The sequence below is a fragment of the Kitasatospora sp. NPDC097605 genome, assembly GCF_040302725.1.
Taxonomy (GTDB): Bacteria; Actinomycetota; Actinomycetes; order Streptomycetales; family Streptomycetaceae; genus Kitasatospora.
The window spans coordinates 123,143-141,206 of sequence record NZ_JBEOSF010000003.1 but is presented as its reverse complement, the minus strand read 5'-3'; the positions used below and the strand labels follow the sequence as shown (position 1 = coordinate 141,206).

The 18,064-nt window shown below is 75.8% G+C and carries 16 protein-coding genes and 1 tRNA gene; 15 read left to right on the top strand and 2 right to left on the bottom strand.

Translation table 11 applies throughout. The annotated features are described in order from the left end of the window. Window positions 1-84 precede the first annotated feature (84 nt). The 15 genes from ABTX81_RS04340 (at window position 85) to ABTX81_RS04270 (ending at window position 14,616) form a co-directional block, all read left to right on the top strand. Complete coding sequence (locus ABTX81_RS04340) at window positions 85-1,296, top strand: DNA polymerase III subunit delta' (RefSeq protein ID WP_350541437.1); 1,212 nt, start codon at window positions 85-87, stop codon at window positions 1,294-1,296. A gap of 232 nt (window positions 1,297-1,528) precedes the next feature. Beyond that, a complete protein-coding gene (locus ABTX81_RS04335) occupies window positions 1,529-2,704 on the top strand; it encodes an alpha/beta hydrolase (RefSeq protein ID WP_350541436.1) in 1,176 nt (391 codons plus the stop codon). Between the two features lie 59 nt (window positions 2,705-2,763). Further along, window positions 2,764-4,458: an alpha/beta hydrolase gene (locus ABTX81_RS04330; RefSeq protein WP_350541435.1), complete on the top strand. Its 1,695-nt coding sequence runs from the start codon at window positions 2,764-2,766 to the stop codon at window positions 4,456-4,458. A gap of 65 nt (window positions 4,459-4,523) precedes the next feature. Next, a complete protein-coding gene (gene leuE / locus ABTX81_RS04325; protein ID WP_350541434.1) occupies window positions 4,524-5,180 on the top strand; it encodes a leucine efflux protein LeuE in 657 nt (218 codons plus the stop codon). A gap of 81 nt (window positions 5,181-5,261) precedes the next feature. Beyond that, window positions 5,262-5,335: transfer RNA gene (locus ABTX81_RS04320), tRNA-Thr, on the top strand. 42 nt (window positions 5,336-5,377) lie between these two features. Continuing rightward, on the top strand, window positions 5,378-5,941 hold the full coding sequence (locus tag ABTX81_RS04315) for a nuclear transport factor 2 family protein (protein ID WP_350541433.1): 564 nt from the start codon (window positions 5,378-5,380) through the stop codon (window positions 5,939-5,941). A 74-nt stretch (window positions 5,942-6,015) separates the two neighbouring features. Continuing rightward, a complete protein-coding gene (locus tag ABTX81_RS04310) occupies window positions 6,016-7,689 on the top strand; it encodes a phytoene desaturase family protein (protein ID WP_350541432.1) in 1,674 nt (557 codons plus the stop codon). A 241-nt stretch (window positions 7,690-7,930) separates the two neighbouring features. Continuing rightward, window positions 7,931-8,230 carry an ArsR/SmtB family transcription factor gene (locus ABTX81_RS04305; protein WP_350541431.1) on the top strand — a complete coding sequence of 100 codons (300 nt, stop codon included), beginning with the start codon at window positions 7,931-7,933 and terminating at the stop codon, window positions 8,228-8,230. 21 nt (window positions 8,231-8,251) lie between these two features. Continuing rightward, window positions 8,252-8,485: a hypothetical protein gene (locus ABTX81_RS04300; protein ID WP_350541430.1), complete on the top strand. Its 234-nt coding sequence runs from the start codon at window positions 8,252-8,254 to the stop codon at window positions 8,483-8,485. Between the two features lie 215 nt (window positions 8,486-8,700). Then, on the top strand, window positions 8,701-9,690 hold the full coding sequence (locus ABTX81_RS04295) for a TauD/TfdA family dioxygenase (protein ID WP_350541429.1): 990 nt from the start codon (window positions 8,701-8,703) through the stop codon (window positions 9,688-9,690). 198 nt (window positions 9,691-9,888) lie between these two features. Continuing rightward, a complete protein-coding gene (locus tag ABTX81_RS04290) occupies window positions 9,889-11,442 on the top strand; it encodes an amino acid adenylation domain-containing protein (RefSeq protein ID WP_350541428.1) in 1,554 nt (517 codons plus the stop codon). A gap of 116 nt (window positions 11,443-11,558) precedes the next feature. Next, the gene (locus ABTX81_RS04285) at window positions 11,559-11,759 is read left to right on the top strand and encodes an MbtH family protein (protein WP_350541427.1); all 201 of its coding nucleotides are present in this window, start codon (window positions 11,559-11,561) and stop codon (window positions 11,757-11,759) included. A gap of 3 nt (window positions 11,760-11,762) precedes the next feature. Continuing rightward, window positions 11,763-12,698 carry an ATP-binding cassette domain-containing protein gene (locus ABTX81_RS04280; RefSeq protein WP_350541426.1) on the top strand — a complete coding sequence of 312 codons (936 nt, stop codon included), beginning with the start codon at window positions 11,763-11,765 and terminating at the stop codon, window positions 12,696-12,698. A 200-nt stretch (window positions 12,699-12,898) separates the two neighbouring features. Then, window positions 12,899-13,882, top strand: a complete 984-nt coding sequence (locus ABTX81_RS04275; RefSeq protein WP_350541425.1) for an ArsR/SmtB family transcription factor — start codon at window positions 12,899-12,901, stop codon at window positions 13,880-13,882. Continuing rightward, window positions 13,879-14,616 (top strand): thioesterase II family protein, encoded by a 738-nt coding sequence (locus ABTX81_RS04270; RefSeq protein WP_350541424.1) that lies wholly within the window; start codon window positions 13,879-13,881, stop codon window positions 14,614-14,616. The genes ABTX81_RS04275 and ABTX81_RS04270 overlap by 4 nt, the downstream gene beginning before the upstream one ends. 88 nt (window positions 14,617-14,704) lie before the next feature. On the opposite strand, the gene ABTX81_RS04265 is transcribed toward ABTX81_RS04270, so the two are convergent. Continuing rightward, a complete protein-coding gene (locus ABTX81_RS04265) occupies window positions 14,705-17,254 on the bottom strand; it encodes an ABC transporter permease (protein ID WP_350541423.1) in 2,550 nt (849 codons plus the stop codon). Then, the gene (locus tag ABTX81_RS04260; RefSeq protein WP_350541422.1) at window positions 17,251-18,033 is read right to left on the bottom strand and encodes an ABC transporter ATP-binding protein; all 783 of its coding nucleotides are present in this window, start codon (window positions 18,031-18,033) and stop codon (window positions 17,251-17,253) included. Before ABTX81_RS04260 ends, ABTX81_RS04265 begins: the two co-directional genes overlap by 4 nt. Between the last annotated feature and the right edge of the window lie 31 nt (window positions 18,034-18,064).

Here is an 18,064-nt window from a genome sequence, read left to right as displayed (position 1 = left end):
GTTCCGGCGGCGCCAGGGCCCGTCGTAGCCGCCACGTATGCTCGACGGCGGGAGCGGTAGTCCGTAGCGAGCTTGGGAGCAGCAGTGGCCGTCTGGGACGACCTGGTGGGCCAGGAGCGGGTGGTCGAGCAGCTGACCGCCGCCGCCCGGGCGGCCGGGGCGATCGTCGGCGCCGGGCGCGGCGCCGATCCGCAGGCGGGCGGCAACGCCTCGCTGATGACGCACGCCTGGCTGTTCACCGGGCCGCCCGGCGCCGGCCAGACCACCGCCGCGCGGGCCTTCGCCGCCGCGCTCCAGTGCACCAGCCCCGACCTCGCGCTCGGCGGCACGCCCGGCTGCGGCTTCTGCGACGGCTGCCACACCGTCCTCGCGGGCAGCCACGCCGACGTGAAGTACGTCCGCACCGACGGCCTGTCCATCGGCGTCGGTGACATGCGCGACCTCGTGCTGCGCGCCTCCAGCTACCCGACCGGCGGCCGCTGGTCGGTGATCCTCGTCGACGCCGCCCACCGGCTCACCGAGGCCGCCGCCAACGCGCTGCTCAAGGGCGTGGAGGAGCCGTCCCCGCGCACCGTCTGGCTGCTCTGCGCCCCCTCGGTGCAGGACGTGCTGCCGACCATCCGCTCCCGCTGCCGCCTGCTGGTGCTGCGCACCCCCGCGGCCGAGGCGGTCGCCGACATGCTGGTGCGGCGCGACGGCGTCGAGCCGCACACCGCCCGGCTGGCCGCGCTGGCCGGCCAGGGCGACGTCGAGCGCGCGCGCCGGCTGGCCGTCGACGAGCAGGCCAGGACCCGCCGCACCGAGGTGCTGCGGATCCCGCTGGAGGTCGGCGACATCGGCGGCTGCCTGACCGCCGCCCAGCGCCTGGTCGACACCGCCAAGGCCGACGCCGAGGCGCTCGCCGAGACCCAGGACGCCAAGGAGACCGACGACCTCAAGGCCGCCTACGGCGCGGCCGAGGGCGGCAAGGCGCCGCGCGGCATGGCCGGCGCGGTCAAGGAACTGGAGAAGCGGCAGAAGAGCCGGGCCACCCGGACCCGCCGCGAGACCCTCGGCGTCGCCCTGCTGGACCTGCTCGGCTTCTACCGGGACGTCCTCGCGCTCCAGCTCGGCTCGACCGGCGCGCTGGCCAACGAGGACCAGCGGCAGGCGCTGGACCGGGTCGCCCAGGCCGGTCCGCCGGAGTCCACGCTGCGCCGGATCGAGGCGGTGCTCGCCTGCCGGCGGGCGCTGGACCGCAACGTCGACCCGCTGCTCGCCGTCGAGGCGATGACCGTGGCGCTGCGGGCGGGCTGACCGCCGCCGGGACAGGGCACGCGGGGCGTGCGGGGCGCGGGCTGCGGCTCGTCGCCCGAGTGCGGCGTCCCACCTTCGAGTGAATGCGCGTTACGCGCCGGGCACACGCGCGTGCGAGCCCCGGGTCGTCTTGCACGCTGGGGGCCGACTGCGCCCGCCCCGGGGGCCGTCGTGTCCCGTACGGTGCCGGGCCCGACCGGTCGGCCGGCCCTCCTTCGAGGTGGTGCGTCCCATGGTCCGTTCGCTTCTGGTCGTTCCCCTGCTGGCCGCCGCCGGGGGCGGGGTGTGGCTGGCGCGCGGCGCGTTGCTGCGCTGGCGCGACCTGCGGGCGGCGGAGACGTACGAGCTGGCCGGGGAACACCGGCCGATGCTGGTGCGGGCGGCCGGGGCGATGGTCTGCGGGGTCTGCGTCACCGTGCTGACGCTGTTGACGGCGCTCGGCACCTTCGGCGCGCTGAGCGGCGGCCGGGCCGACGGCTCGGCCGGCCCGTACGGCTCGGGCGGTCCGTACGGGTCGGCCGCCGGGCGGTTCGACGGCGTGGAAGCGGGGGGCGCCCGTCCGGGCGGCGGCCGGCCCGCGGCTCCGCCGGCCCAGGCCGGGGACGCCGCCGACGCGGCCGTGCCGATGCCGTCTCCGGCGCCCGTCGTCAGCCGGTTCGACAGCGTCGGCCACCCGGGCGGCGGCGAGTTGCTGCAGTCCGCCGTCCCCGGCCCCGACGGCCACCCGCGCAACGTCCGGGTCTGGCTGCCCGCCCAGTACGCCAAGGACCCGGGCGCCCGCTTCCCGGTCGTGGTGATGCACGCCGCCACCCCCCGGAAGACCGCCGACGCCGAGGTCCCGGACGTCTTCGAGGGCCTCGCCTCCGCCGTGCAGAGCGCCAAGGGCAAGCCGTTCATCCTGGTCGCCCCCGAGGCGCCGAACGGCACCGCGCACCCCTGCGAGCTGGTCGCCGCCGCCCCGATGGCCGTCGCCGACGACGCCGCGCTGCGCACCACCATCGCGGCCACCTTCCGCACCCTGCCGCCCGGCCCGGCGGCCTGGGGCACGCTCGGGGTCGAGGACGGCGCGCCCTGCGCCGCGGCCGCCGGCCTCGCCCGCCCCGACCTGTACGGCGCGGCGGCCGCCGTCTCCGGCCGATACGACGCGGCCGCGCTCGTCCGCACCGGCGCCGAGGCGCCCGCCACCGGCACCCCGAGGCTGCTGCTCGCCGCCGGGAAGGCGGACAGCGCCGGGCTGGACGCCGCCCGCAAGCTCCAGTCGGCGCTGCGCGCCGGTACCGGCGCCGCCGCCCGCGCCGAGGTGCGGATCTCCGACAACGCGACGGACTACTCGGCGGAGCGGATCCGGCTGCGGCTGGTCCGGCAGGCGGCGCAGTACCTCGGCGAGGCGCTCGGCAAGGCGTCCTGAGCCGGCCGGTGCGCGGCACTACGCTCGTCCGGTACCGAGAACGGCTGAGGGGATCCCAGATGCGGGCCGACAGGCGGCAGGACGCCCCGGCGCGGGTGCGCGCGGGGTTCGGGGGCGGGGTGGCGGCGGCCGTGCTGGCCGCCGGGCTGGTGGCGGGCGGCTGCTCGGCCGGTGGGGCGGGCCCGGACGCGGCCCCCGTCGACGGCGGGACGACGGGCTCCGCCACGCCGTCCGGTCCTGCCTCCGGTCCTGCCTCCGGTCACGCGTCCGGGTTGGCGTCCGCCCCGCCGGTCACCCCGCTGGAGTCGCTGCCCGCCGCCGTGCCGGCCGCGCTCGCCCCCTACTACGCGCAGGGCCTCGCCTGGCAGCCCTGCGACGACGGCTACGAGTGCACCACCTTCCGGGTGCCGCTGGACTACGACCACCCCGCCGACGGCGACCTCACCCTGGCCGCCGTCCGCGCCCCGGCCGTCCCCACGGGATCCGCCGGATCGGCCGGCTCCGGCGGCCGGCTCGGCTCGCTGCTGCTCAACCCCGGCGGCCCCGGCGGCTCGGCCGTCGAGTACGTCGAGGGCGCCGCCCGCACCTACGACGCCGAGCTGCGCGCCCGGTACGACCTGGTCGGCGTGGATCCGCGCGGGGTCGGCCGCAGCTCCCCGGTCACCTGCCTGAGCGGCGAGCGGATGGACGCGTACACCGCCGTCGACATCACCCCCGACGACCCGGCCGAGGTCGACGCCCTGGTGACCGCCGCCAAGGAGTTCGCCGAGGGCTGCCGCCAGGGGGCCGGCGCCCGGCTCGGCCACCTGAGCACCGTCGAGGCGGCGCGCGACCTCGACGTGCTGCGCGCCCTGCTCGGCGACGAGCGGCTCAACTACGTCGGCAAGTCCTACGGCACCTTCCTCGGCGCGACCTACGCGGGCCTGTTCCCCGGCCGTGCCGGGCGGATGGTGCTCGACGGCGCGATGGACCCGTCGCTCGACTCGCTGGCCGGGAACCGCACCCAGGCGGGCGGCTTCGAGACCGCCTGGACCGCCTTCGCCAAGGACTGCGCCGGACACCAGGACTGCCCGCTCGGCCGCACCGAGCAGCAGGCCGGCGAGCAGCTCGCCGCCCTGCTCGCGGCGATCGACGCCCACCCGCTGCCGACCGGCGACGCCGCCCGCCCGCTCAGCGAGGCGCAGGCGACCACCGGCGTCATCCAGGCCATGTACGCGGACTTCCTCTGGCCCCGGCTGCGCACCGCGCTCGCCGACGCCAGGGCCGGGGACGGTGCCGGCCTGCTCAAGCTCTCCGACGCCTACTACGGGCGGGAGCCGGACGGCTCCTACCCCAATCTGATGTTCGCCAACATGGCGGTCAACTGCCTCGACCTGCCCGCGCCGTTCAGCGGCCCGGAGGACGCCGCGCGGGCGGTACCGGAGTTCGAGCGGGCCTCGCCGCGGTTCGGCCGGGACATGGCCTGGATGGCGCTGACCTGCACCTACTGGCCGGTCCGGGCCACCGGCACGCCGCACACCGTCCGGGCCGCCGGCGCCACGCCGATCGTGGTCGTCGGCACCACCCGGGACCCGGCCACCCCCTACTCCTGGGCGCAGGCGCTCGCCGGCCAGCTGGAGTCCGGGCGGCTGCTGACCTACGACGGGGACGGCCACACCGCGTACGGCCGGCACGACGCCTGCCTCGACGGCGCGGTCAACCGCTACCTGCTGGGCGGCGAGGCCCCGGAGAACGGGAAGCGGTGCGGATCCTGAGCCTACGGCCGGTACGACGTTAGGATGAGCGCCCCCTCCCCGCTCTCCCCCCACCGGAGCCCACCGTGCTCGGAGTCAACGACCTGGCGACGTACGTCCTCGGCGCCCTCGTCATCGTCCTCCTCCCCGGCCCCAACTCCCTCTACGTGCTGTCCGTCGCCGCCCGCAAGGGCGTCCGCACCGGCTACCGCGCCGCCGCCGGCGTCTTCGTCGGCGACTTCACGCTCATCAGCCTGACCGCGCTGGGCGCAGCCTCCCTCCTGGAGGCCAACCCGGCCGTCTTCGCCGTGGTGAAGTTCGGCGGCGCCGCCTACCTGCTCTGGATAGGCATCGGCATGCTGCGCGCCGCCCGCAAGCTCTGGCTCGAACACCGCGCCGCCCCCGAGGCGGCCGCCGCGGAGGCCGCTCCCCAGGAATCCGCCGAGCGCCCGTTCCGCCGCGCCCTGGTGATCAGCCTGCTGAACCCCAAGGCCATCCTCTTCCTGCTCTCCTTCTTCACCCAGTTCGTCGACCCCTCCTACGGCCGCCCGGTGCTCTCCTTCACCCTCCTCGGCGGCATCCTGCAGACCTTCAGCTTCCTCTACCTCTCCCTGCTGATCTTCACGGGCACCTCCCTCGCCGGCGCCTTCCGCCGCCGCAAGCGCCTCTCCGCCGGCCTCACCAGCGGCGTCGCCGCCCTCTTCGCCGGCTTCGCCGCCAAGCTCGCCGTCTCCTCCACCTGACCCGCCACCCCCCCATCCCGTTACGGATCACCCGCCAACCTGTGTAGACTGGCCCGCGTTGCCACGACTTCCGGCAACGGTGCCGCCTTAGCTCAGTTGGCCAGAGCAACGCACTCGTAATGCGTAGGTCGCGGGTTCGAATCCCGCAGGCGGCTCGGTGAAGAACCCCAGGTCAGGACTCTGACCTGGGGTTCTTTGTGTTTGGGCGGTCGGGAGTGGGGGCGGGGGCGTATGGTCTGACTGGGGGTCAGGTTGTCGGCGGGGAGGGGTGGGGCGTGTATCACGCGATTGTTCGGCGGAATCTCCGGAGGTCGTTCGCCGAGGTGGGGCGGGGGAACTACGGGGCGATCGTGCGGCAGTTCGCTCCGGGGGCGGAGCACTGGTTCTCGGGGCGGCACGCGTTGTCCGGGGGGCGGCGCAGCGGGGAGGAGATCCAGCGGTGGTACGACCGGCTGGCGGAGGTCATGCCCGACCTGCGGTTCGAGCTGACGAAGGTGGTGGCCAAGGGGTGGCCGTGGGACACGGTGGCCTTCGCGGAGTGGGTCGACCACCTCACCGACCGTGAGGGCAACCGCTACTCCAACCAGGGGGTGCACGTGGTGCGGATCAAGTGGGGGCGCATCACCGAGCTGCACATCTACTGCGACACCGAGTTGCTGGAGAGGGTCCTGGAGAAGCTCGGGGGGCAGGGGGTCGGGGAGGCCGTCGCGGAGCCGGTCGGGGAGCCGGGGCCGTTCCGGGAGGCGCGCGTCGGGGGGTGACGCTGTCGGCCGGCTGTCAGCGGGGTCTGCGTCCAATGGGTGCGGAGTGCCGGCCGAGAGGGAGGAACGGCCCGATGTCGTTGGACGAGTGGGACGCCGTGGTGATCGGCTCGGGGCTGGGAGGGCTGGTGTGCGCCGCGTACCTCGCGGTGAGCGGCCGCCGGGTCCTGGTGCTGGAGCAGTACGACGTCGCGGGCGGGAACAGCCATGTGTTCCGCCGGCGGCGGGCCTACGAGTTCGACGTGGGCATCCACTACCTCGGGGACTGCGGTCCGGACGGGGTGCTGCCGGCGGTCTTCGCCGGTCTCGGGCTGTCCGGCCGGGTCCGCTACCGGGAGATGGACCGGAACGGCTTCGACCGGGTGGTGGTCCGGGGCGCCGAGCTGGACATGCCCGCGGACTGGGGCCGGTACCGGGCCCGGCTGAAGCAGGCGCTGCCGGAGGACGCCGCCGGCATCGACACCTTCGTCGACGTCTGCGCCGCGCTGGGCGGGGAGATCCGGTCCGCGATGCTGGGCGCCGAGGACCTCACCGTGGCCGACCTGCTGGTGCGGGCGCCGGTCTCGGTGGCGTGGGGGCGGCGGACGCTGGCCGAACTGTTCGACCACTGCGGCCTGTCACCGCGGGCCCGGACCGTGCTCGCCGCGCAGTCGCCCAACTACGGGCTGAGCCCGCGCCAGGCCACCGTCGCGATGCACGCCTCGGTCACCGACCACTATGTGCGCGGGGCCTCCTACCCGGTCGGCGGCGGCCAGCAGTTGGTGGCCTCGCTGGTGGAGGTGCTGGAGTCGCACGGGGGTGAACTGCGCACCCGGGCGCGGGTGGAGAAGGTCCTGGTGGAGGACGGGCGGGCCACCGGGGTCGGGCTCGCCGACGGGCGGACGGTCCGGGCCGGCCTGGTGGTCTCCAACGCCGACTACCGGCGCACCGTCCTGGACCTGGTCGGCGCCGAGCACTTCCCGCGCAAGCTCGTGACGAAGACCCGGGAGGCCGTCATGGGCCTGCCGTTCGCCACGCTCTACCTGGGACTGGACCGGGAGCTGCCGCGGCCCAACGAGGCCAACCTCTGGTGGTACCGGGGCGAGGACATCGACGACTACTACGCCGCCCTGGGACGCGGGGAGCTCGACCCGGTGCCGTTCCTGTTCATCTCCTTCGCCTCGCTGAAGGACCCCGGCTCGACCACCCTGTGCCCGCCGGGGCACGCCAACCTCCAGGTGATGACGCTCTGCCCGCCCGGCACCGAGTGGTGGGGCGTGGAGCAGGGGCCGGCCGCCGGCGGGCGCTACCGCCGGGACCCCGCGTACCAGGCGCGCAAGCGCAAACTCACCGAGGGCATGCTGGCGGCCGCCGAGGAGGCCCTGGGCCCGTTCCGGGAGCACATCACCCACCTGGAGACGGCCACCCCGCTCACCCACGAGCGGTACACCCGGTCCACCGGCGGCACGCCGTTCGGCCTGGCCGAGTGGGGCGCGACCGGCGCCCGGCCGGACACCCGCACCACCGTCGACGGCCTGTACGTCGTCGGGGCCAGCACCCGCTACGGAAGCGGGATCACCGGGGTCGCGGTCGGCGGGATCGCCTGCGCCGCGCAGATCCTGGAGCGCCGGCTGATCCACGAGGTGCACTCGGGCGCGGTCCTGGCCGATCCGGACCTGCTGCCGGAGCGCCCGGACGGCTGGGACCCGCTGGACGTCTCCCGGGGCACCGCCCGTCGCGGTGCCCGCGGCCTGCCCCGGCGGGGGTGACCGGGGAAGACGGAGGGGAACCCCGCGCCCGCGGACCGCGACCGGCGGACCGCGGGCGCGGTCGTGTTCCCGCCCCGTCCCGGCCAAGGGCCCCGTCCCGCCCCGTCCCGCCCCGGCCAAGGGCCCCGCCCCGTCCGCTGACCAGTGGGTACGTGGATCGGAGAGTGTTTGACACCCCTTCCCGGAATGGGAAAGGCTTGGCGGACAGGTTTGTCCGGAGACGCGAGGGGGGTGTGTGGCCTTGACCAGCGAGGAGCTTCTGGCGCTGCTCGCTGCCCTGGGACACGCACAGCGCCTCCGGGTGATCGCCGAGCTGTCCGGCGGCCGGATGTACGTGAGTGAACTGGCCAGGCGGCTGGGCGTGTCCCGGCCGCTTCTCTACATGCACCTGGAGCGCCTGGAGACGGCGGGCCTGGTCGTGGGCCGGCTGGAGCTGTCCCCGGACGGCAAGGCGCTCAAGTACTACGAGCTGGCCCCGTTCGACGTGCACCTCACCGCGGACACCGTCCTCGCGGCGCTCCGCGAGGACAGTCAGACATGAAGTGAAGAAGGGGACACGTACATGACCGGCGCCCTCATCGCCATCGCGATCGTCCTGATCGTCATCGGCGGCATCACCACGAGCACGGTCGCGTACTTCAGACTTCAGCGGCACCGCTCGGAGGCCGCGGCGATGGCCGAGTACCGGCGCCTCGCCGAGGAGGCCGTCGCCAACCAGCAGGCGCTGCACGGGAAGCTGGACGAGCTCAACAGCCGGGTGGAGTCGGTCGAGACGCTGCTGCGCAGCGTCGAGTAGCCCCGGGGCCTGCGACTTTCACGGGTCGCTGAATGACATGGTCCGGCCCGGTGGCGCTCCCTAGACTCACGAGTGTTCCCGCCGAGCCGGCCCGCTGTCCCGTGGGGCGGACCTGCCAGAGCAGCGCTCTGCCGGGTTCGAGCGTGGCACCGGCGTCCACCGGCCGTGGACGCCGAGGCGGCCCGGTCCGCCACCACGAGGGAGAGTGATCAGGCATGTTCGGCCCTGGCATCGACGTCAACCCCGAGACCTTCCCCCCGACGATCCGCTGCACGGCGGTGGGCACCGACCCGGCGGCCTGGGCCGCGCGCCACCGGGCCGACCTCGACGGGCTGCTGCGCGAGCACGGGGCGGTGCTGCTGCGCGGCTTCGGGGTCGAGGACGCCGAGGTCTTCGAGGCGGTGGCGGCCTCGCTGGTGGACCAGCTGTACGGGGACTACGGAGACCTGCCGCTGGAGAAGGACGCCGACCGGGTGTACGGGTCGACCCCGTACCCGGCGGAGCAGTCGATCCTCTTCCACCACGAGAGCTCGCACATGGCGCAGTGGCCGAGCCGGCAGTTCTTCTGCTGCCTGCGGCCCTCCGCCGAGGGCGGGGCCACCCCGATCGTGGACGGCCGCGCGGTCTACGCGGCGCTCCCCGACGACGTCCGCTCCCGCTTCGAGCGGCTCGGCATCCGCTACGTGCGCAACTTCATCACCGGCCTGGACATCGCCTGGCCGGACATGTTCGGGACGGACGACCGGGCCGAGGTCGAGGAGCGCTGCCGGGCCCAGGAGGTGGAGTGCGAGTGGCTGCCGGACGGCACCCTGCGCACCCGGCAGTGGGCGCCGGCCGTGGTGCACCACCCCGTGACCGGTGAGCCGGTCTTCTTCAACCAGCTGTTCCTGCACCACACGGCCTGCCTCGAACCCTCCATCCGCGAGCTGATGGTCTCGCTGTTCGGCGAGGACGAGGCGGCCTACCCGCGCAGCGCCTCGTACGGCGACGGCTCCCCGATCGACGACGCGACGGTGGCCATGCTGCGCGAGGTCTACGACGGGCTGGCCCGGCGCTTCCGGTGGGAGCGCGGCGACCTGGTCGTGATCGACAACATGCTCGTCTCGCACGCCCGGGACCCCTTCGTCGGCGACCGCAAGATCATCGTCGCGATGGGGGACATGGTGGTGCGCCGGGAGGCGGTCGCCGGCCGCCGGGCCGACTGAGCCCGAACCGTCGGGGGCGAGCGCCAGGAGCGGACCCCGGGAGCGAGCGCCGAGCCCGAACCGCCGGAACCGAACCGCCGGAACCGAACCGCCGAGACCGAACCGCAGACCCCGACGTCGCGGGGCCGGGGCGCGCTGCCCGGCCCCGCGACGCGTCTGCGCGGACCGATGACCGCCGAGCGAAGGAGGAGGAGCGGCGTGGCTCCGACAGCGGAACACCCCAGCCTGGTCCAGGGCGAGTCCCGGCCGGTCGTGGCCGGCTCGATCGTCGAACTGGTGCGCGGGCACGCCCGGCGCAGCCCCGACGCGCCCGCCGTCGAATCCGCCGGCAGCATCCTGACGTACGGTCAGCTCTGGCTCTGGGTGCGGGAGATCGCCGCGGCCCTGGACGAGGCCGGGGTCGGCCCCGGGGACCGCGTGCTGCTCCGGGCCGACCGGACGCCGGGCGTCGTCGCCGCCGCCCTGGCCGTGATGTCGCTGCGGGCCGCGTACGTCCCGGTCGACCCGACCCATCCGGCCGAGCGGATCGCCGCCGTGGTGGCCGGCTCCGCGCCGGTCGCGGCCGTCCACGACCGGGCCGGCGACGCCGGGCGGCCGCCCGGGGCGGACGTGCCCTCGATCGACGTGCACGGACTCGCCGGTGGACCCCTGCCGCCCGAGCGGCCGCTGCCGCGGCCGGAGGACATCGCCTACGTGGTCTTCACCTCCGGCTCGACGGGCACGCCGAAGGGCGTCATGGTCGAGCAGGGCGCGCTGGCCAACTACGTGTCCTGGTGCGGCTCGCTGGTCGGCCCGGGGACCGCCGACAGCCCGCTGTTCGCGAGCCTCGGCTACGACCTGGCGATGACCTCGCTCTGGGTCCCGCTCGCCCGGGGGCGCCGGGTGGTGACGGTGGCCGGGCTGTGGGACCAGGAGACGCTCTTCGGGGAGCGCGCCGAGCCGTACGGCTTCGTGAAGCTGACCCCCTCGCACGCGCGGTTCTTCGACGTCCTGGCGCAGCCGCCGCTCTACCGGCGGGCGACCCGGACGCTGATGTTCGGCGGCGAGGGCCTGGACCCGGCCCTGGTGCGCTCGATGGGGGAGCGGCTCGACGGGGTGCGGCTGGTCAACCACTACGGGCCGACCGAGACCACGATCGGCTGCTGCGCCCACGTCTTCGACAACACCCGGGTGCCGGCGCTGCCGACGGTGCCGATCGGCCGGCCGGCCTGGAACACCCGCGCCTACGTGGTGGACGAGCAGCTGCGCCCCGTCCCGGCCGGGACGGCGGGCGAGCTGGTGGTGGCCGGCCGGGCGGTCGCGGCGGGCTACCTGGGCGGGGCCGGGCAGGAGCGGTTCGTCGACGAGCGCGAACTCGGCGGCGCGGCCGGCCGGGCCTACCGGACCGGCGACGTGGTCGAACTGCTCCCGGAGGGCGCGCTGCTCTACCTGGGGCGCCGGGACGACCAGTTGAAGGTCAACGGGCACCGGGTGGAGCTCGGCGAGCTGCGGCACCACGTGCTGGCGGTGCCCGGGGTCGCCAACGCCGTCTTCGACGTCGTCCGCGGGCCGGTGGACAGCCTGGAGGTGTTCGTCCTGCCGAGCCCGGCGTACGCCCGCGACCCGGCCTTCGCCGCGGTGGTCCGGCAGGCGCTGGCCGACGTGCTGCCCTCCGCGCTGGCGCCCAACGAGGTGCACGTCGTGCCGGAGATCGTGTTCAACGCCAACGGCAAGGCCGACCCGGCGGCGACCCGGAAGCTGCTCGCGTCCTAGGCCCTGCTCCGGGCGGGCGGCGGGTTCAGGCCACCGTCAGTGCCGTGTCAGCGCTCCTCGACACGATGATCGGGACATGGCGGCACCACCCACGACGAGATCCGGAGTGCTCCGACGTGACGAACCCCTTTGACGACCCGGACGGCACGTTCCTGGTACTGGTGAACGACGAGGGCCAGTACTCCCTCTGGCCGGCGTTCGCCGAGCAGCCCCGGGGCTGGACGGTGGCCCTCGGGGAGGGTCCGCGGGACACCGCGCTGGCCTACGTCGAGGAGCACTGGAGCGACCTGCGCCCGCGTAGCCTGCGCGAGGCGTAGCGCGTGGACGCGATCCGGGCCGAAGGGGTCCGCAAACGGTACAAGCAGCACGAGGCGCTCAGCGGGGTCGACCTCGCGGTGCCCGCGGGGACGGTGCTCGGCCTGCTCGGCCCCAACGGGGCCGGGAAGACCACCACGGTGCGGGTGCTCGCCACCCTGCTCGAACCGGACGGCGGGCACGCGCGGGTGGCCGGGTACGACGTGGTCCGGCAACCGCGCGAGGTGCGCCGCCGGATCGGCCTGGCGGGCCAGTACGCGGCCGTGGACGAGCTGCTCACCGGGCGGGAGAACCTGGTCCTGATCGGCCGGCTGCTGCACCTCGGCCGCCGGGCGGCCCGGGAGCGGGCGGACCGGCTGCTGCAGGAGTTCGACCTGGTGGCCGCCGCCGACCGGCCGGTCCGCACGTACTCCGGCGGCATGCGGCGGCGGCTGGACCTCGCTTCCTGTCTGGTGTCGGCGCCCTCGGTGCTCTTCCTGGACGAGCCCACTACCGGCCTCGACCCGGTGAGCCGGATGGCGCTCTGGTCGGCGGTGCGGGAGCTGGTCGGCGACGGAGTGACCGTGCTCCTCACCACCCAGTACCTGGAGGAGGCGGACTTCCTCGCCGACCGGATCGCCGTGGTCTCGGGCGGCCGGGTGATCGCCGAGGGCGCCCCCGACGAACTCAAGCGCAAGACCGGGCCGGACCGGCTCCAGCTGGCGCTGGCCCGGCCGGACCAACTGCCCGCCGCGCTGGCCGCGGTGCGCCGGGCGACCGTCGGGGAGACGGCGGTGGACGAGGAGAAGCACGAGATCACCGTGCAGCTCGACCACGGCGTGGGCGACATCGCCGCGGTGTCCGTGGCGCTCCAGCAGGAGGGCATCGAGATCGCCGATTTCGCCCTCCGCCGGCCGACGCTCGACGACGTCTTCGTCACCCTGACCGGCCGATCGCTCTGACCGGCCGATCGCTCTGCCTGCCGATCGCTCCGACCGGCCGATCCGACCTGCCGATCGCTCCGACCGGCCGGCCTCGCCGATCACGCCGACCGGCCGAGCGGCCGGCCCGACGCAGTGACAGTCCGCCTGCGGTCCCGGTGACGTGCGCCGATCGGGCACGCGCTCCCGCGCAGGCCCGCGCCTCCGGGGGGAGACCGCAGATGCTCCGAATCCACTTCACCGCCGGAGACCTCGCCCGAGTACGGCTGAGCCCCACCGCCGGTCCCTACGCCGAGACGGTGTTCGCGCTCGGTCTGCTCGCCCGCGGCGGCGGGACGGCGTACGCGCGCTGGCGCCGGCAGGCCGCGTCCCGGATGCCCCAGTCCCGGATGCCCCACCTGGCGGCCCTGCCGCCCGCCGTCCCCGACGCGCTGCTGCGCGCGGGCCGCCCGCAGGGCCCGCCGGCCGGCCAGCTGCGCCGGGTGGAGGCCTGTCTGCCGGAGGTCTGGCGGATCGCGGTGGCGCCGTACTGGGACCGGCTGCTGGGCTTCCTGGAGGCCGAGTGCGACGCCCGCGGCCGGACCGTGATGGCCGGCGGGGTGGAGCAGCTGCTCGCCACCCTGCACCCCAGGATCCGCTGGTGCGCCCCGGTCCTGGAGATCCACGGCGCGCCGGACGAGGACGTCCGGCTCGACGGGAACGGCCTGGTGATCAGCCCGTCGGTGTTCCTCGGCCACCGGCCCGGCCAGCTGGTCGCCGACGAGCGCGAGGACGGCCGGCTGGTCCTGGCCGTCTCCGCCCCGCTGGACGCGGACCGGGCGGCCGACCTGTGGGGCGAGCGGGCGACGGGCCGGCAGTCGCTCGGCGCCCTGGTCGGCCAGACCCGGGCGGCCGCGCTGCGCGCCCTGCGGGCCAGCTGCACCACCAGCCAGCTCGCCGACCGGCTCGGCATCTCGGTCGCCGGGGCCAGCCAGCACACCGCGGTGCTGCGGCAGACCGGGCTGATCACCACCCGGCGGGTGCGCAACACCGTCTTCCACTCGGTGACCCCGCTGGGGGTGGCCCTGCTGGACGGGCGGACGGAGCGGCCGGCCAGGACCGGCACCGGGCGGTCCGCCGTGCGGCTCCACCGGGACCCGCACCCGGCGGCCGGCCCGCTCCCGGCGGTCCCGCCGGTCCGGCCCGGACGGGAGGCGGAGCGGTGAGCGGCCGTCAGGGCCCCGAGCGCGAAGTGCTCCGGGAGGGCGGGGACTTCCGGCTGATCTGCGTGCCGTTCGCCGGCGGGTCCACCCGCTCGTTCGCCCGGCTGGCCAAGCACTGCGACCCGGGCTGGCAGGTGGTCGGCGTCCAGCCGCCGCCGCACCCGCCGGAGCCGGAGCGCCCGGGCGGCGGGATCGACACGCTGGCCCGCTTCTACCTGGACCTGCTGGCCGGGGAGCTGCGCGGACCCGGCATCCTGTTCGGGCACAGCCTGGGGGCCGGGGTGGCGCACGCGATGGCCCGGCTGAGCGGGCCGGACTGGCCGGCCGGGCTGCATCTGGTGCTCTCGGCGCCGCCGGAGCCCGGCCGCAGCTCGGACGACCTGCTGTGCCTGGAGGACGGCCGGCTGTTCGCGGAGGCCGGCCGGCGCGGCATGCTGCTGGAGCTGGAGATCTCCGAGCGCTTCGCGGTCGGGTACATCGTCCCGGTGCTGCGCCGGGACCTCGCCTTCGTGGCGTCCGCCGGCTGGCGGCCCGGCCGGGTGGCGGCCCCCGTGCACCTGCTCGGCGGGACCGGGGACCGGGTCAGCCCGCCGGCGCTGCTGCGGCGGCTTGAGCCGCTGGTCGGGGCGCGCAGCCTGCGGCTGCTGGAGGGCGGCCACATGTTCCCCCTCGACCACCCGGCGCGCACCGCCGCGGCCCTGGCCGAGATCGCCCGGCACTCGCTCACGGTGTCCTGACGACCAGACGGCCCCCGCCTCCCGGCCCCCGGTTCCCCGGATCCGACGGTCCGGTGACCAGGGGAACGGGGAACGGGGGCCCGGGCGCTCAGTCGGGGCTGCCCGCCGCCTCGGCGGGGCGGCCGCGCAGGATGAGCGCGGTGCACAGCAGGGTCGTCCCGAGGGTCAGCAGCAGCGCCGTGCCGGTCACGGTCGGCAGGATCCAGAGCGGCCCCCGCGGCAGCGGCGAGCCGAGCACGCTCAGGCTGAGCGGCATCAGGGTGGCCGCCGCGACCACCAGCCCGAGCAGGATGCCGGAGCCGGCCACCAGCACGCCCTCCACCGCCATCATCCGCAGGATCTGCCGTCGCCCGGCGCCGATCAGCCGCTGGAGCATGAACTCCCGCCGCCGCTCGTTGGTGGCCAGTACCTGGGTGTTCACCAGCGCGATGGTGGCGTAGCCGATCACCATGGCGACCACCAGGAACGACATCCAGGTCTGGGTGTCGGTCTGCTCGGCGCGGCCGGCCTCGACGGCGGCCTTGGTGGCCACCTGGAGCCCGGGGTGCTCGGCCCCGAGCGCGGCGAGCGCGGCGCGCAGCCGGCCGGTGTCGGTGCCCGGCGCGGCGCTCACCAGGATCTGCTGCACGGTGCCCCGGTCGGTGTGCGGGGCCAGCAGGGCGGCGGGCACCAGCGCGGTCTCGTAGCCGCGCCGGGCGTCGACGGTGGCCACCACCCGCAGGGTGACCGGGGTGCCGTCGCCCAGCCGCATCGGCACCAGGTCGCCGACCCGGTGGCCGCCGGTCCCGGTCGGCAGCGCCACCGTGTCGCCGGTCAGCGCGCCGAGGTCGCCCTCCTTCGCCCGGTAGGAGGTGGTCCCGGCCACCCCGGCGGCGGTGACGCCCTGGAGCAGCACCTCGGTGGGCTCCGGGGCGTCGTCGTCATCGGCCTTCCGGCCGCCGGCCGGCTCCGGGGGGACGAGGAAGCCCGCGCTGGACAGCTGTGCGGAGGCCGCCGCGACCCCGGGCGTCCGGGTGACGGTGTCCACCAGGGAGAGCGGCAGCCCGCCGGTGGCCGAGGCGACCACGAGGTCGGCCCGGAGGTTGTCCTCGAACGCCTCCTGGGCCCCGGCGCTCTGGGTGGTCTGGAGGTAGATCATCGCCGTGGCCAGCCCGGAGGCGAGCATCACCGGCAGGACGGCGGACGCCGTCCGGGTCGCCCGGGCGCGGGTGTTCAGCGCGGCGAGCCGGCCGGCCAGCCCGGTGACCGCGCGCAGCGGGAGCCGGAGCACGGTGGCGGCCGCCTTGGTGAGGCCGGGGCCGAGGAGCCCGAAGCCGGCCGTCCAGAGCATCGCGCCCGGGATCGCGGTGCTCCCGGCCTGCGGGCCCGCCATGGTGGCGGTGACCAGGCCGAGCGCGGCGCCGCCGGCGAGGAAGAGCACCGCGAACACCAGCCGGGTCCAGCTGAACCAGCGGCTCTGCAGGGTCGCCTCGGCGAGCGCCTCGGTGGGCCGGGTGCGGGAGGCGGCGCGGGAGGCGATGAACGCCGCGCCGAGGGCGGCGATCAGCGCGACGCCCGCGCCGGCGGCCTGCGGGACCCAGCCGGCCCGGAAGGCGACGCTCTCCGGCACCACCCCGGCGGAGGAGAAGGCGTCGAGCAGCCGGCGGCCGACCCAGGGGCCGGGCCAGGCGGCGAGCGCGGTGGCGGCCACCGCCAGGAACAGCGTCTCGCCGAGCACCAGGCGGCGCAGCTGGCCGGGGGTGCTGCCGATGGCGCGCAGCAGGGCCAGTTCGCGGCGCCGCTGCTGGACGGACAGGCCCAGGGTGCCGGCCACCACGAAGACGGCCACCGACGCGGACAGGCCGCCGAACACCGCGGAGAGGGTGATCAGGGTCTGGCCGCGGCTCACCACCTCGGGGTCCTCGGCCCGGCCGCGGTCGTCGCCGGCGAGCACGGTGACCGGTCCGCCGGAGCCGGCCAGCGCGGCGGCGACGGCCTTGCGGACCGGGCCGGCCGCGGTGCCGGGGGCGGTGAGGACGCCGATCGAGTCCACCCGGCCGGGGCGGCCGACGGCCCGGCCGGCGTCGGCGTCGGGGACGAAGAGGGTGCTGTCGGCGGCGGGCCCGTCGACCAGGCCGGTGACCCGGTGGACGGTCGGCTCGCCGTGGACCACCAGCCGGACCTCGTCGCCGGGCCGCAGCCCGGCGGCCGCGGCGAGCCGGGTGCCCAGCGCGACGCCGCCGGACTCCTGGGGGGCGGAGCCCTCGGCCAGGTGGTAGGGCGCGAGGCGGGCCGCCGACCAGTTGAGGCCGGTCGCCTCCGGGCCGGGCGCACCGCCGGCGCGCAGCAGCGCGGTGTCGAAGGACAGCACGGGGACGGTCCCGGTGACCCCGGGCACCGCCTCGATCCCGGCGGCGAGGGCGGCGTCCACCCGGATCCGCTCCGGGAAGGTGTCGCGGCGGGTGCCGGCGTACGCCTGGTCGCCGGTGACCACGATCGGCGCGGCGGCGAGCCGCTGGGGCGGCGCGGCGTTGTGGATGCCGGTCTCCATCAGGGAGCCGCAGCCCATGACCAGCGCGGCGCCGAGGAAGAGGGCGACGAAGGAGCCGATGAACCCGCCCTTGTGGAAGCGCAGGGTCTGCAGTGCGAGCCTGATCATCGGCGGGCTCCGCGCGGCGTGCCCTGCGCCCAGGCGCCGAGCTGGGTCATCCGGTCGGCCACCTCGTCGGCGGTCGGCTGCTCCAGGGTGCCGACGATCCGGCCGTCGGCCAGGAAGATCACCCGGTCGGCGTGGGAGGCGGCGACCGGGTCGTGGGTGACCATGGCCACGGTCTGGCCGGCCCACTGGACGGCCTCCCGCAGCAGGCCGAGCACCTCGCGGGCGGTGTGGGTGTCCAGGGCGCCGGTCGGTTCGTCGCCGAAGACCACGGCGGGCCTGGTGACCAGGGCGCGGGCGATGGCGACGCGCTGCTGCTGGCCGCCGGAGAGCTCGCCGGGGCGGTTGCGCCGGCGGTCGGCCAGGCCCACCCGCTCGATCACCTCGTCGACCTCGCGCTTGTCCGGGCGGCGGCCGGCCAGCCGCAGCGGCAGCGTGACGTTGTCGACCACGTCGAGGGCGGGCAGCAGGTTGAAGGCCTGGAAGACGAAGCCGATCCGCTCCCGCCGCAGCCTGGTCAGCTCGCGTTCGCCGAGTTCGGTCAGCTCCACGCCGTCCAGCCGCACCGAGCCGGAGGTCGGCCGGTCGAGCCCGGCGGCGCAGTGCAGGAAGGTGCTCTTGCCCGAGCCGGACGGGCCCATCACCGCGGTGAAGCTGCCCCGGGGCAGGCCGACGGTGACGCCTTCGAGGGCGGCCACGGTGTTCTTGGAACCGCGGTAGATCTTGCGGACGTCGTCGAGCCGCACCACGGCCTCCGGGTGCGGAGTCGGTGTCCCGTTCATCTGTGCTGCCCCTTCCGGGCGGTGTCGGGCG

Excerpts from the sequence above, each read along its gene's own strand:
- ABTX81_RS04335 (WP_350541436.1), top strand. The coding sequence starts at position 1,529 with ATGGTCCGTTCGCTTCTGGTCGTTCCCCTGCTGGCCGCCGCCGGGGGC.
- ABTX81_RS04330 (WP_350541435.1), top strand. The coding sequence starts at position 2,764 with ATGCGGGCCGACAGGCGGCAGGACGCCCCGGCGCGGGTGCGCGCGGGG.
- ABTX81_RS04310 (WP_350541432.1), top strand. The coding sequence starts at position 6,016 with ATGTCGTTGGACGAGTGGGACGCCGTGGTGATCGGCTCGGGGCTGGGA.
- ABTX81_RS04300 (WP_350541430.1), top strand. The coding sequence starts at position 8,252 with ATGACCGGCGCCCTCATCGCCATCGCGATCGTCCTGATCGTCATCGGC.
- ABTX81_RS04295 (WP_350541429.1), top strand. The coding sequence starts at position 8,701 with ATGTTCGGCCCTGGCATCGACGTCAACCCCGAGACCTTCCCCCCGACG.
- ABTX81_RS04275 (WP_350541425.1), top strand. The coding sequence starts at position 12,899 with ATGCTCCGAATCCACTTCACCGCCGGAGACCTCGCCCGAGTACGGCTG.
- ABTX81_RS04265 (WP_350541423.1), bottom strand. The coding sequence starts at position 17,254 with ATGATCAGGCTCGCACTGCAGACCCTGCGCTTCCACAAGGGCGGGTTC.
- ABTX81_RS04260 (WP_350541422.1), bottom strand. The coding sequence starts at position 18,033 with ATGAACGGGACACCGACTCCGCACCCGGAGGCCGTGGTGCGGCTCGAC.